The sequence below is a fragment of the Sphingomonas sp. Leaf30 genome (genome assembly GCF_001422525.1).
Taxonomy (GTDB): Bacteria; Pseudomonadota; Alphaproteobacteria; order Sphingomonadales; family Sphingomonadaceae; genus Sphingomonas; species Sphingomonas aerolata.
Genome location: NZ_LMKZ01000001.1, coordinates 502352 through 515465, shown reverse-complemented (window position 1 = coordinate 515465; position 13114 = coordinate 502352). Strand labels below are relative to the sequence as shown.

The 13114-nt window shown below is 67.2% G+C and carries 11 protein-coding genes; 4 read left to right on the top strand and 7 right to left on the bottom strand.

What is annotated here, in order from left to right; all coding sequences use genetic code 11:
* From ASE89_RS02480 to xseA, 5 genes are all read right to left on the bottom strand, one after another.
* On the bottom strand, positions 1-1524 hold a 1524-nt coding region (locus ASE89_RS02480), incomplete at its 3' end, for a TonB-dependent receptor (protein WP_168427531.1).
* A 498-nt stretch (positions 1525-2022) separates the two neighbouring features.
* Positions 2023-5049, bottom strand: coding sequence for a TonB-dependent receptor domain-containing protein (locus ASE89_RS02475; RefSeq protein WP_056673701.1), 3027 nt, complete (start codon positions 5047-5049; stop codon positions 2023-2025).
* Positions 5050-5324: 275 nt separating this feature from the next.
* Positions 5325-6170: a M23 family metallopeptidase gene (locus ASE89_RS02470; RefSeq protein ID WP_443024332.1), complete on the bottom strand. Its 846-nt coding sequence runs from the start codon at positions 6168-6170 to the stop codon at positions 5325-5327.
* On the bottom strand, positions 6167-6367 hold the full coding sequence (locus ASE89_RS02465; protein ID WP_031441717.1) for a DUF2093 domain-containing protein: 201 nt from the start codon (positions 6365-6367) through the stop codon (positions 6167-6169). The genes ASE89_RS02470 and ASE89_RS02465 overlap by 4 nt, the downstream gene beginning before the upstream one ends.
* A gap of 31 nt (positions 6368-6398) precedes the next feature.
* Complete coding sequence (gene xseA, locus ASE89_RS02460) at positions 6399-7859, bottom strand: exodeoxyribonuclease VII large subunit (protein ID WP_082451193.1); 1461 nt, start codon at positions 7857-7859, stop codon at positions 6399-6401.
* Between xseA and purD the strand changes: the two genes are divergently transcribed.
* Both purD and ASE89_RS21420 read left to right on the top strand, forming a co-directional pair.
* The gene (gene purD / locus ASE89_RS02455; RefSeq protein WP_056673698.1) at positions 7858-9129 is read left to right on the top strand and encodes a phosphoribosylamine--glycine ligase; all 1272 of its coding nucleotides are present in this window, start codon (positions 7858-7860) and stop codon (positions 9127-9129) included. The genes xseA and purD overlap by 2 nt on opposite strands.
* Positions 9130-9264: 135 nt before the next feature.
* On the top strand, positions 9265-10050 hold the full coding sequence (locus tag ASE89_RS21420; protein ID WP_056673695.1) for a hypothetical protein: 786 nt from the start codon (positions 9265-9267) through the stop codon (positions 10048-10050).
* Between the two features lie 41 nt (positions 10051-10091).
* Here ASE89_RS21420 and ASE89_RS02445 read toward each other — a convergent pair whose 3' ends face one another.
* Positions 10092-10397, bottom strand: a complete 306-nt coding sequence (locus tag ASE89_RS02445) for a hypothetical protein (protein ID WP_156363237.1) — start codon at positions 10395-10397, stop codon at positions 10092-10094.
* A 135-nt stretch (positions 10398-10532) separates the two neighbouring features.
* Between ASE89_RS02445 and ASE89_RS02440 the strand changes: the two genes are divergently transcribed.
* Positions 10533-10934: a hypothetical protein gene (locus tag ASE89_RS02440; protein WP_056673689.1), complete on the top strand. Its 402-nt coding sequence runs from the start codon at positions 10533-10535 to the stop codon at positions 10932-10934.
* A gap of 77 nt (positions 10935-11011) precedes the next feature.
* On the opposite strand, the gene ASE89_RS02435 is transcribed toward ASE89_RS02440, so the two are convergent.
* Positions 11012-12313, bottom strand: a complete 1302-nt coding sequence (locus ASE89_RS02435; RefSeq protein WP_056673684.1) for a hemolysin family protein — start codon at positions 12311-12313, stop codon at positions 11012-11014.
* A gap of 140 nt (positions 12314-12453) precedes the next feature.
* Between ASE89_RS02435 and ASE89_RS02430 the strand changes: the two genes are divergently transcribed.
* Positions 12454-13114, top strand: a 661-nt coding sequence (locus ASE89_RS02430) for an OmpA family protein (protein ID WP_056675182.1), incomplete at its 3' end; no start/stop codon positions are given.

The window sequence follows — 13114 nt, the reverse complement described above, 5'->3', positions numbered from 1 at the left end:
CCCGCCACGGATGTGATGATTGCCCAGCAGGTTGAAATAGAGGTCGGCATCGGCACGGTAGAATTCACGGCGATCGAATGCCGTGCTCGTGTTGGCCGTCGGGTTGCCGATCTGTACGGAGGCGCCGCCGCGTGCGTCGAGGATCGACGACTGATCGAGGGCGGAGGACTCCGTCGTGTCGCGGTTATAGCTCCGGCCATACGCGCCCGACAGCGTCAGCCAGTCGGTGAAGCGCCCGGTATACCGCCCGACATAGTTTTCGCCGCCGATTCGATACAGCGTCGTGGACGCGTATCGGCCGGGGTCATTCGTGACAGGATTGTACCGGCCGCTCGTCAGGCCGAACAGCGAGGTGCCGAAGATCCGCCGCTCGGTCGTTGCGGACGTATTGAAATAGGTGAATTCAAGCCGCTGCCCGTCAGTGATGACAGCGTCGATCTTGCCACCGTAGAACGGGCTCGTGCTGCGATCCTTGACGAACTGCGTGCCCGTCGCGATCGAGCGCAACCCGGCATTCGCGGGTACGTTAGGCAGCTCGACGGCATAGGCCGGAAGGGCGGCAGCGCTTCCAATCGTACTCCGCCCGGTCGAACCAAGCCCGGCCTCCGAGTCGCGCGACTGATAAAGACCATAGAAGAACAGATGATCCTTGATGATCGGTCCGGACAGCTGTGCCACAAAGTCTTTTCGCTCGACATAGGCCGAGTCGTTGTCGGTAGCGTATGTATTGCGTGTGTCACTGCGCAAGTCGTCCGGCGAGAAGTTGAACAGGACGCCGCCGTGAAACTCGTTCGATCCTGACTTGGTGGTGGCATTGATGAAGCCGCCCGTCATGCGACCGAATTCGGCGGAGATGCCGCCATTCTTCACTTCGACCGTTTCATAGAAGTCGAACGGGACCTCGACGCCACCGATACCGTTGCGGAAGTTGGTGATGTTCAGCCCGTTGATGAAATAGGTATTCTCCGAAACGGACGAGCCTGCAATCGACGGCACCGAAGCCGCGAGCAGGCTGCCGCCGACGCCGAATGCCGTGTCACCGGTCGTCGTGCCTGGGGCAAGCTGGACGATCGAATTGATGTCACGCCCCACCGGCACGCGCGTGGCCAGTTCACCCACGTTGATCACGGCGCCGGTGGTGTTCCGATCGAAGTCGACGACCTGGACGCGACCAGCGGTGACCACGATGTCACCGCCCGCCGCCGCGCCAGCAGTCGCCAGCGTGAACTGGTTGGCCGCGCCGGACTGGGTCAGCGAAACCGCGCTATCGGTAAACGCCTCATAGCCGTCGGCCGTGATCGTGAACGTGTACAGGCCCTGTTGCAGGGCGGGGACGCGAAACGTTCCGTCATTGCCGGTCACGGCCGTGCTGGTGGTGCCCTGCGCATTGGAGGTGACCGTCACCGTCGCGCCCGCCACCGGCTTGCCGTCGGTCCCGCGGATCCGGCCGGTGGCGTTCACCTGGCTGTAGTCCTGCGCCACGGCCGGTGCCGCGACGGCGGTCATGCCGGCGCCGGCGCCCATCAGCGCAAGCGCCTGGAGTGCGCTGCCGCCGCACAAAGCCTTACGCACAATATGTAAAGTGCTGTTCACGTTGGCTCATCCCTTTTGTCGATCCGGGCGTCCGTTGTGACGGTCCGCATCCGAAATCTTGCACCCCCCACCGCGCACATCGCGCAGCGCCCCGGGGACATGTTTGAAAGATGAGACGACCCGCCGAGCCTGTAAAGTCGGCATTCATCGTACATACAGATTTGCAACGCTGCTGTGCTGCAAATAACACAGAGCGGGCGTCATCATTGACTATTACGCCTCTTTTTTACGCAGCACTTTGCCTCGGCGTATAATTATTAGGCGAACATTCATTTTGGTTGCACCACTCTTACGTCGACGCGCGATCATCTTGCGGTGAGGCAACCGGCGGTCGGCACTCGCGATCGCTCGCCGCGCCGCCTCGAAAAAAAAGGGGGCGGCGGATCCAAGATCCGCCGCCCCCTTTCGGCATTCCGGTAAAAGCCCGGTTTAGAAGCCGAACTTCACGCCCGCGCGGAACTGACGACCGTAAATGCCCTCGGCCGCCTGGACCGGGTTGTAGAGATACGCACCATAGGTCGCCGGATCGATCGGCGGCAGGTCGTTGAGGATGTTCAGCACGTTGAAGTAGAAGCTGAACCGGTCGGTGACCTTCACCGTGCCGACCATGTCGACGGTGATATAGCCGTCGACGTCTGCCGGCAGGTAATCGACCGCGAGACCGCCATCGCCGCGGACGCCGCCCTGGTCCTCTGCCGACAGGTTGTAGCCCGCGACATAGTTGACCGTACCGCTCAGGCTGAACTCACGCACGTCGATCGTGTTGGTGACGTTCGCGCGCCAGCGCGGCGTGCCCGACCCTGCGGTCAGGTTGTAGTTGCCGAGCGTGCCGACATACTTCTCCTTGCGACCACCCGGGAAGGTGGTGCTGAGGTCGAGCAGCAGGCTGCCCTCGCCCGAGATCGTGTAGCGAACGTCGTCGGCCAGGTCGAACCGTGCGCTGCCACCGAAATCGATGCCCTGCGAATGGATCGTGTTGGCATTGACCAGCTGCGACGCGACCAGGCCGACCCGCGGCGTGGCGTTCTCGAAGCCGACGCCGACCGCGTCGGGCGTGACGGTGAAGCCCTCGGGGATGGCCTGGCCCGAATAATAGGCCGCCAGCGCGTCGCCCGCGGTCAGCGACGTGATCGCACCGGTCTTCTTGATGTCGAAGAAGTCGACCGTGAACGACACGTTGCGGATCGGCTCGAAGACGATGCCCGCGGTGAAGCTGCGCGACTTTTCAGGATCGAGATTCTGGCTGGCCAGCGTCGTCGAGCCATAGCTGCCCTGCCGGATATAGGTCGGGCACGACGCGAAGGTCGCGACCGTGCAGCCATATTGCGCAAGGTAGCCGTCGTTGAACAGCGTCGCGTTGTTCGTCACATAGCCCGTCGTCGGCAGCGCATTGGCCTCGCCGAAGCTCGGAATGCGGAAACCGCGCGACCAGGTGCCGCGGATCGCCAGCTGGCGGAACGGCGTGAACTTGGCGCCGACCTTTGGCGAGAAGTTGCTCTGGCCCGACGAATAATGATCGTAGCGACCCGATGCGTTGACCAGGAACTGGTCGACGATCGGCAGCTGCAATTCGCCGAATGCCGACGACACGGTGCGGTTGCCGCTCGTGCCGAACGCGTTGATCGAGAAGTAGCGCTGGGTCGGGCCGTTGATGTCCGGGTTGGCCGATGGCGCATCGATCGCCTCGTAGAAGATCGATCCGCCGACGGCGATCTGGGCGGGGCCGCCCGGCAGCTCGAACAGCGCCTTCGTGACCGACGCCTGCAACTGGTACAGGTCCGAGCTCGAATCGGCGATGTTGGTCGGCGTCAGATAGTCCCGCGTCGCCTGCGTGTTCAGCGCAGGGTTGACGAAGTTGTAGCTGCCGTCCGCGATCACATCGAGCAGATGCTGGATGTAGACATAGCCCGCCTGCGTACGACGCAGGTCGCTGTGCATCGCGGTCGCATCGACGCGGTAATCCCAGCCGCCCTCGATCGTGCCCTTCACGCCGGCCGCCGCGCGATAGACGCGGTTGCGGGTCGAATTGGACGTGACCGTGTCGGGCAGCGTGCCGATCAGCAGCGCGTTCTGGCCCGCGGCCGCGAACGGGTTGTTCGGGTTCAGCGTGCCGTTTGCGGCGTTGCAGACCGCGGTCCCGCGTGCGCAGACATAGACCGGCAACGACAGCGGTGTCGAACCCGGCGCATACTGAACGCCTGCCGACGAGGTCGAATATTGCTGGAAGTTGATGCCGGCGGGTGCGTTGCCGCGGATGACCGACGGGTCACCGCTATAGCTCGAGGACGACTGCTGGAAATTGACCTGGAAATAGGCCTCGGCATTGTCGCCGACCTTGGCCGTGAACTTGGCCGATCCGCCGAAACGCTCGATGTTCGGCGCGACGACGCCGTACTGGCTGACCAGGTCCTGCTGGCAGACGACGCTGGCGATCGCGCCGTTGTTCGCCTGCGCGCGGTCCGCCGCGGTGGTCGCATAGGGGTTGCCGTTGAGGCAGCCCGGCGTCAGCAGCTGGAACTGCGACCCGCCGACGGCGGTCGCGCCGTTGGCCGGGCGCACGAAGAAGTTCGCGCCAGCGACCGGACCATTGTTCGGCAGCAGGCCGTCGCCGCCGATCCCGTTGACGATGTTGTTCGGGCCGCCGGTGCCGACGCCGCGCTGGTCGGACGAGTTGAACGGGGCCGCCAGATCGCGGTTATAGACCGCCTCGCTGCGGTAATAGAAACCGCTGACATAGGCGTTATAACCCTTTTCATCGAGATCGCCGGTGCCCGCGGTCAGCGTCAGGCGCTGGTTGGCGGCGACGCCGCGCTGGCTGATGCCCGCCTCGGCGCGGCCGCTGACGCCGTTGAACGCGCGCTTGGTGATCACGTTGACGACGCCGGCGATGGCGTCCGCGCCATAGCTCGACGACGCGCCGTCGCGCAGAATCTCGACCCGGTCGACGATGTCGTCGGGGATCGTGTTGAGATCGACGAAGTTGCGCGTCGCGTCATCGGCGAGCGGATAATAGGCGGCGCGCAGGCCGTCGAACAGCACCAGCGTCGAGTTGGTCGACAGGCCGCGCAGCGACACGGCCGACGCACCACCGGCGAACGCGCCGTTGGCGGTGAACGAGTTGGTCAGCGCGGGGCCGTTGTTCGCTGCGAGCGACTGGATCCCGCCCTGCACCGTGTTGATGCCGCGCGCATCGAGATTGGCGGTGCTGAGCGTCGTCACCGGCGACGGCGTCGCATTGTCGGTCTGGCGGAACAGCGAGCCCGTCACCACGATCTCCTGCGCGCCGTCCGATGTCGCGCCCTGCGGATCGGTCACGGTCTGCGGCTGGGTCGTCGGCTCGGCGGCCTGCGTCTCGGCATTCTGCGCCGCTGCCGGCAGATCCTGCGCATAGGCAGGCAGGATCGCGAGCGGCACGGCTGCGGCGAGCAGCAGCGCCTTGGTAGTCAGGGAAGTCATTACGGTCGTGGTCCTCGCTTGAACCCCGCAGGCCGTCATGACGGTCCTGACCGGGATAGTGCCAAGCCCCCCTTCGATCGCGGGTCTCGCGATCCCCAAAGAGACAGGCCAGCAAGATGCCCGCTCTATGACCGGGTTGTAAAGAAAAAGGTCAGTCTCGATACTAGTTTGACAGAGCCTGTATCGAAAAAGACACAATCGCTGTCATTGTTGCAAGCCGCGGCATGCCGGCAAACCATTCCGCTAACATCTTGTAATAAAATTAGGCATTCTTCCTACCGCATCACCCCAGCCACCAGCAACGGATCAAGCTTCGCATCCCCCCAGCGCAAACTCCAGTGGAGATGCGGCCCCGTCGCGCGCCCGCTATTCCCCACCGCGCCGACCGGCTGGCCCTGCGTCACCCGGTCGCCCGGCTTCACGTCGATCCGCGACAGATGCAGGAACGCGCTGTTCAGCCCCATGCCGTGGTCGATCATCAGCAGATTGCCCTCCAGCGTGAAGGGGTGGTCCGCGGCCAGGATCACCACGCCGTCCGCGGGCGCGACCACGGTCGTCCCGGTCGGCCGCGCGATGTCGATCCCCGAATGATAGGAGCCCGCCTCGCCATTGGCATAGACGCGCTGCGACCCGAACAGCGTCGAGATCCGCCCCGTCACCGGCCAGACGAACGCCTGACGCCAGCCGTCCGACACCGCCGCGATCCGCCGCGCCGCGACGATCTGCGCCAGCTCGCCGGGGCGCACGCGCGCGAATTCGGGCGCGGGGACCGGATATTTGGGCAGGCTCGTCAGCCGCGAAATGTCCCAGCCGCGCGCCGCGATTCCCAGCGACTGCTGCACGACGCGCCCGTCCGCCAGCGTCGCGACGAGCATCGCCTGCGTGCCCGCATCGCGGTCGAACCCCGCGACGAACCGGCGATCGGGCGCGACCGTCACCGCCCGCCCGTCGAGCGTCAGCGCGCGCGTCCCCGCAGGCGCGGTGCCCAGGATCAGCCCGCCCTGGCTCAGCGTCCCGGTCCAGACGAACCCCGTCGCCGCCGCAGCGACCGGGCTCGGCACGGTTTGCGCGGTGCCACCCGAAGCGAGCAGCACCAACGGCAACAGCAGTCCGCGGATCACCGCGGTTTCATCGCCTCGGCGGCGCCCGCCGCGGTCGCATAGGCCTCCTGCCGCTCGACGCTCCAGTAGCGCAGATCCTCGAGCAGGATGCGGTGGCCGGTGACCGCGCACACGACATGATCCCCCGGGCTCAGCACGCGAAACCCGTTCGCCATGTAGTGCAGCTTGGCGGCGCGGTCGGAATTGGACATCAGCATCGGGTTTCTCTCGTCGTCGCAGGGGGAAGGATCAGAACAGGGTCGGCTGGCGCGGCGGCGTGGCCGAAGGGGACGGGGCTGCAGGCGGAGTCGGCCGGCTCACCGGCTTCGGCTTGACGACGACCTCGCCCTCACCCCCATCGACGGTGGCATCGACCATCCCGTCGCGGAAATGCAGCGTCAGCGCCCCCGCTGCACGCGCCGCCGCCGCGGACGCGAGCGTCGTGCCCCCCGGAGCCCGAGACGTCACCCGCGCATAGCCACGGTCGAGGATCGCATCGGGGTTGAGCGACTGGACCAGCCGCCACGTCGCATCGAGCCGTGCGCGCGCGCCCTCCAGCTTGCGCTCGAGCGTCGCCGGCCGCAGCGCCGCGCCCGACCGGTCGAGGCTCCCGCGCGCCAGCGTCAGCCGCCGCTCGAGCCCGCGGTCGAGCCGCTGCCCGGCATCGTCCGCACGCTGCCGCTGCGGCCCGAGCAGCTGGTCGCGCTTGGGCAGATGCCGCGCGAGCGCATCGAGCCGCTCGCGCCCGCGCTCGACATAGCGTCGCGCACACCGCTCGGTCCGGTTGCGGTGGCTGTCGATCGTCAGCCTCAGGTCGGCGAGCACCGGCACCGCGATCTCGGCCGCCGCGGTCGGCGTCGGCGCGCGCAGGTCGGCGGCATAGTCGCACAAGGTCGTGTCGGTCTCATGGCCCACCGCGGAGATGATCGGGATCGAGCAGGCGGCGACCGCGCGCACGACGACCTCCTCGTTGAACGACCAGAGATCCTCGACCGACCCGCCGCCGCGCGCGACGATCACCAGGTCGGGGCGCGGCACCGGGCCGCCGGGCGCGATCGCGTCGAAGCCGCGCACCGCCGCGGCGATCTCGGCGGCCGATCCCTCGCCCTGCACCTTGACCGGCCAGACGATGACATGCGTCGGACAGCGATCCTCGAGCCGGTGAAGGATGTCGCGGATCACCGCGCCCGTCCCCGACGTCACCACGCCGATCACCTGCGGCATGAACGGCAGCGGCTTCTTGGCGGCCGCATCGAACAGCCCCTCGCCGCCGAGCTTCGCCTTCAGCTTCTCGAGCAGCGCCATCAGCGCACCCGCGCCCGCCAGTTCCATCCGGTCGATCACGATCTGGTATTTCGACCGCCCGGGATAGGTCGTCAGCTTGCCCGTCGCGATCACCTCGACGCCGTCCTGCGGCACGAAGGCGAGCCGTGCCGCGCTTCCCTTCCAGATCACGCCGTCGATCACCGCCTGATCGTCCTTCAGCGCCATGTAGCAATGCCCCGACGCGACGCGCTTCCATCCCGAAATCTCGCCGCGCAGGCGGACATGGCCGAATTCGCCCTCGACCATCCGCTTCAGCTTGAACGCGAGTTCGCCGACCGACATGGCGAGTGCGTTGTCGCCGGCGACCGGCTCGGCTACCAGCCGCCCCATATCGCTCGCCAGCATGTCGCTGGACACGACGTCATCGGAAAAGGGATCGGGCATGAACGTCCTGCTGTTGGGCTCGGGGGGCCGCGAACATGCGCTCGCGTGGAAGCTGGTGCAATCGGCCAGCTTTTCTCCAGGCCTCGATACGCTCTATGCCGCGCCGGGCAACCCCGGCATTGCCAGCCTTGCGACGCTCGTGCGTCTCGATGCGACGGATCACGCGTCGGTCGTCGCCTTCGTCCGCGAGAAAGCCATCGGCCTCGTCGTCATCGGCCCCGAGGCGCCGCTCGTCGACGGCCTCGCCGATAGCCTGCGCGCCGCCGCCATCCCCGTCTTCGGTCCGTCGAAAGCCGCCGCGCAGCTCGAAGGGTCGAAGGGCTTCACCAAGGATCTGTGCGCGCGCGCAGGCATCCCGACCGCGGGCTATGTCCGCGTCGCGAGCCGTGCCGACGCCGACGTCGCGCTCACCCGCACCTTCTCGCTGCCCGTGGTCATCAAGGCCGACGGGTTGGCGGCGGGCAAGGGCGTCGTCATCGCCTTCACCCGCGCCGAGGCCGACGCCGCGCTCGACGCGCTGTTCGCGGACGGCGAGGCGGAGGCGGTGATCGAGGAATTCCTCGAAGGCGAGGAGGCGAGCCTCTTCGTCCTCACCGACGGCACCACGCTGATGCCGTTCGGCTCGGCGCAGGATCACAAGCGCGTCGGCGAGGGCGATACCGGCCCCAATACGGGCGGCATGGGCGCCTACAGCCCCGCCCCCGTCCTCACCGCCGCGCTCGAACAGCGCGCGCTCGACGAGATCGTCGCCCCCACCATCGCGGCGATGGCGGCGGACGGGATCCCGTTCAGCGGCGTCCTCTATGCCGGCCTCATGCTCACCGCGCAGGGCCCCAAGCTGATCGAATACAACGCCCGCTTCGGCGATCCCGAGACGCAGGTGCTGATGATGCGGTTCGAGGGCGACCTGATCGCGACGATGCTCGCGGTGGCAGAAGGCCGCCTCGCCGACCTCCCGCCTGCCCGCTTCAGCGCCGCCACCGCGCTGACCGTGGTGATGGCGGCGCAGGGCTATCCCGGCACGCCCAAGGCGGGCGGCGCGATCATCGGCCTCGATTCGGCGCGCGCGGCGGGCGGCACCGTCTTCCACGCCGGCACCCGGCTCGAGGATGGCGGCCTCGTCGCCGCGGGCGGCCGCGTCCTCGCGGTCACCGCCACCGGCGACGACCTCGCCTCCGCCCAGGCCAACGCCTACCGCGCGGTCGAGGCGATCGATTTCGCAGAAGGCTTCTACCGCTGCGACATAGGCTGGCGCGAACTCACGAGATAACCCGAAGCAAAAAGCCCCTCCCCTTCAGGGGAGGGGTTGGGGGTGGGGCGCATCCCCAACCGCACCACCAGCGATAGCGCCGAGAACCACGCATTAAGTCTCGCCCCCCCCGACCCACCCCGCTACTATAGGCAAATGAACGAAACTTCCGCGACGTCCGCCTCGGGCGACAGCCTGCTCCCCGACGGCATCACCACGCTGACGACGATCCATTTCGCGATCATCGCGGTGCTCGCGCTCTTCGTGATCGCCGGGCTGCTCTGGGGCATCAAGGCCAAGCGCAGCCGCAAAAAGGCGTCGCGCGACGTCATCGCCAACGCCCGCGAAGCCGGCGTCGAACCCGCACCCGAGCCGACACCCGATCTCCCCGCCGCGCCGACGCCCGCCGCCCCAGCTCCCGAAACGCCCCCGGCCCCAACCCCGAAACCGACCCCCGCGCCCAGCCAGTCGCAGGTCCAGACCGCCCCGAATCCGACCCCCGCCCCGATTCCGGTCGCGCGTCCGGTCGCGCCCGCGCCCGCGCCCGCGCCCGCTCCCGCGCCAACCCCCGCACCGCTGTCCGACGAACCGATCGCCGCCGCCAGCTTCGACGCCAACCCCGCCGCCGAAGCCGCCACCCCGACCGAGACGCCAGCCCCAGCACCCACTCCGACCCCGGCTCCAACCCCGGCGATCGACCACGCAGCCGCCCCCGTCACCCAGCTCAAGGGCCTCGGCCCCAAGGTCGCCACCCGCCTCGCGGAGCTGGGCGTCACCACGGTCGGCGACATGGCCGCGCTCTCCGAAACCGAAGCGCAGAACATCGACGCGCAGCTCGGCGCCTTCACCGGCCGCATGGGCCGCGACCGCTGGATCGAACAATCCCGCCTCCTCGCCGCCGGCGACAAGCCCGGCTTCGAAGCGGTCTTCGGCAAACTCTGACACGCAAGCCGCGCATCAGCGGCCTGCTTCATCCCGACAGGCTATTTCCGACCGAGCGTCTTGATCGCCGCATTGCACCATGCGGGGTCCTTCGGATGCTGGCTGCCCTTGCCGATCCGGCTGATGAGATACGGCTCGTCGGCGGGGTTGGCCTTGGCCACGGCAAGGAACGTGTCCATGTCGGCCGGTGCGATGAAGCGCGAACAGCGACCCGCGATTTCCATCGTGTCGCCCAGCCCACGAAGCGGGGCGGACACCGTCCGGTCATCCGCCGGCCGCACGATCACGGGTGGCGCCATCTGCCCCGAGGCAGCTTGCAGCAATAAGACAAAGGCTATGGTGGTCATGGCCGACACTAGCACGAACATCCGCCACCGCCCGCGTTGACGCGGACGCTGCCTCACGCACCGTTAACGAATTTCATCCACGACAAGGAAAACCAATAAGGCGGCGGACAGGCTATGCAGCAACCACGATACGGGATGGCAAAGGGGCTGCTGATCCTTGCGTATCTATGTCTGGGTCCAATCGTCTGCGCTACTGTCGCCTTCGACAAGCCTGTCATTATCCTGGCGGTCGGTTCGGCCGTTGGCGTGTTCCTTGGTCCCGTCCTGCACCGTCTGGCAAACAGCGAGCATGCGGAAACCGTCGTACACGAGGAGGTCGACGCCGAAGCAAGGATCGCCATCCTCGTGTGCGCAATCCTGTTCGTCGCCCTGTGCGTCTACGTCATCTATAGCTCGTGGTATGACTACCAATCGCTTCGCGACGTCCCGATCTACGGGGTCGGAATGATCTATGCGCCGTCTCTTGTAGTCGGAATCGCGGTTTTTGCCTGCGTGCGGTACGTGTCGCGACGGCTTAAAATCTCGGGCAACCGCTAAGCGTCGAAACAATGAGCGCACGGGTAAATCAACCGGGTCGGTGATCCGGCGCGTTCAAGCCCCGCACCCCCCCAGCCTCAAACCTCGCTGACGAGCAGCTTGTCGATCCGTCGCCCGTCCAGATCGACGATCTCGAACTTCCACCCCTGTTCGACGAAGCTCTCGCCCTCGCCCGGCAAATGGCGGAACACCGCGAGCGCCAGCCCTGCGACGGTTGCGTAGTCGCGGTCCTCGGGCAGGTCGATACCCAGCCGGTCGGCCAGCGCATCCGCCGCCATCGTGCCGGCGACCAGCAGCGAACCGTCGTCGCGCACCACCACCGACGGCGAATCGTCCGGGTCGGCATCCGACTTGAACTCGCCCGCGATCGCCGCGAGCAGGTCGGCCGGCGTCACGATCCCCTCGAAATGCCCGTATTCGTCATGGATCAGCGCCATCGGCACCTCGGCCTGGCGCAGCGCGATCAGCGCGTCCATCGCGTCGATCTGGTCGATCACCACCGGCGCCTTGCGCATCAGCACGTTGAGGTCGAGCGGCTCGCCGCGGAACAGCGCGGCGGCGATGTCGCGCGCCTGCACCACGCCGCGCACCCGGTCGATCGACCCGTCGCCGACCGGCAGCCGCGTGTGCTGCGACGCGAGCAGCGTGTCGCGGATCTCGTCGGCATCCCAGTTGCAGTCGAGCCAGTCGATATCGGTCCGCGGCGTCATCACCTCGCGCACCGGCCGGTCGGCGAGCCGCACCACGCCCGAGATGATCGAGCGCTCATGCTCCTCGATCACGCCCGACTTGGACGCCTCGGCGACGATCAGGTGGAGCTCCTCGGCGGTGACGTGCTCCTCCGATTCGCGGTTGAGGCGCAGCGCCTTGAAGATCAGCGCGCTCGTCGAATCGAGCACCCACACGATCGGCGCGGTGATGATCGCCAGCCAGCGCATCGGCCGCGCCATGAACGCGGCGATCGTCTCGGGCGATCGCAGCGCGAACTGTTTCGGCACCAGCTCGCCGATGATCAGCGAGGCATAGGTGGTCAACCCGATGACGATCGCGAAGCCCGCGGTCTCCGCGGTGCTCGGGCTCAGCCCCAGCGCCTGCAGCCGCGCCGCGGTCGGCGTGCCGAGACTCGCACCCGAATAGGCACCCGCGAGGATCCCGATCAGCGTGATGCCGATCTGCACGGTCGACAGGAACTTGCCGGGGTCGGCGGCGAGCAGCAGCGCGGCGCTCGCGCCTTTCCGCCCGGTCCGCGCCAGCGCGTCGAGCCGCGCACGCCGCGACGACACGATCGCAAGCTCGCTCATCGCGAACACGCCGTTCAACGCGACGAGCGCGAGGATGATCGCGACGTCGATCCAGGGGAAGGGGGGAAGCGGTGCCATTGGCTCTATCGTCTCTTGGCGCACATTCGCGCGCTTCACAACCGGTCTCGACACTTATCGTCATCGGGCGTTCAGTGCGCAGGTGGAACAATCGCCGAATATGCCGGGTTATCTGCGGCATGATCAAAAGGGACAGAGACATGAAGGCCAAGGGTATATTCATCGGCGCAGCGCTCGCCGCACTCGTCACGACGTCGGCCTGCACGACCGATCCGGAGACGGGCCAGCGCACGATCTCGAAGACCGCGCTCGGCGGCATCGGCGGCGCGCTTGGCGGCTATCTGCTCGGCGACATCGTCGGTGGGCGTAACGACCGCACCGAGAAGCTGCTCGGCGCCGGCATCGGCGGCCTCGCGGGTGCGGGCGTCGGCGCCTACATGGACAAGCAGGAGCGCGATCTGCGCGCACGCACCGCAGGCACCGACGTCCAGGTGATCCGCCAGGGCGACGACCTCGTCCTCAACATCCCGTCGGGCATCACCTTCGCCTATGACAGCGCGACCGTGCAGCCGCAGTTCCAGCGCACGCTCGACCAGGTCGCCTCGACGCTCGGCCAGTATAACCAGACCTATATCGACGTGTACGGCCATACCGATTCGACTGGCAGCGACTCCTACAACCAGACCCTGTCGCAGCGCCGGGCGACCTCGGTCGCGGATTACCTGTCGAGCCACGGCGTCCAGTCCGCCCGCATCGGCACCCGCGGCTATGGCGAAAGCCAGCCGATCGCCTCGAACGACACCGACGCCGGCCGCGCCGCCAACCGCCGCGTCGAGGTCAAGATCGTCCCCATCACCCAGA

Coding starts and splice junctions, on each gene's coding strand:
- ASE89_RS02475 (WP_056673701.1), bottom strand. CDS start 5,049: ATGACTTCCCTGACTACCAAGGCGCTGCTGCTCGCCGCAGCCGTGCCG.
- ASE89_RS02465 (WP_031441717.1), bottom strand. CDS start 6,367: ATGCTGATGTCCAATTCCGACCGCGCCGCCAAGCTGCACTACATGGCG.
- purD (WP_056673698.1), top strand. CDS start 7,858: ATGAACGTCCTGCTGTTGGGCTCGGGGGGCCGCGAACATGCGCTCGCG.
- xseA (WP_082451193.1), bottom strand. CDS start 7,859: ATGCCCGATCCCTTTTCCGATGACGTCGTGTCCAGCGACATGCTGGCG.
- ASE89_RS21420 (WP_056673695.1), top strand. CDS start 9,265: ATGAACGAAACTTCCGCGACGTCCGCCTCGGGCGACAGCCTGCTCCCC.
- ASE89_RS02445 (WP_156363237.1), bottom strand. CDS start 10,397: ATGACCACCATAGCCTTTGTCTTATTGCTGCAAGCTGCCTCGGGGCAG.
- ASE89_RS02440 (WP_056673689.1), top strand. CDS start 10,533: ATGGCAAAGGGGCTGCTGATCCTTGCGTATCTATGTCTGGGTCCAATC.
- ASE89_RS02435 (WP_056673684.1), bottom strand. CDS start 12,313: ATGGCACCGCTTCCCCCCTTCCCCTGGATCGACGTCGCGATCATCCTC.